The 304-nt window shown below is 32.6% G+C and carries 1 protein-coding gene; it reads right to left on the bottom strand.

All coding sequences use genetic code 11. The features are described 5' to 3' along the window. The coding region (locus AOA62_RS32755; RefSeq protein ID WP_368665721.1) for a YidC/Oxa1 family membrane protein insertase at window positions 1-207 on the bottom strand (207 nt) is incomplete at its 3' end. Window positions 208-304 lie beyond the last annotated feature (97 nt).

The following is a 304-nucleotide window of genomic DNA, read 5'->3' as shown; positions in this document are numbered from 1 at the left end:
AATAGGATTAAAGTTATGCTTTTGGTATAGGGTCATCAGTGCTTTGTGGAGATGTTGTTGTGACTGCTGTTCTTTTTTGTCCGTATATGTATCTTGTATCTCTTTCATTTCTGGCTGTATAACACTCATTTTTTCTCGCATGATGATTTGGTTCTTTGATTGCTTCATCATGAGAGGTAACAAGCATAAGCGAATGATTAGTGTCATTAATACGAGTTATAATCCGTAGTCTCCATTAAACAATTCTGCAAAAAATTTAATTGAAAATGAAAAAGGATACACGACATAATGATTAAAAAATCCA

The organism is Pseudomonas sp. 2995-3, from assembly GCF_002742565.1.
GTDB classification, from domain to species: Bacteria; Pseudomonadota; Gammaproteobacteria; order Pseudomonadales; family Pseudomonadaceae; genus Aquipseudomonas; species Aquipseudomonas edaphica.
This window is presented reverse-complemented; position numbering and strand designations above follow the sequence as displayed.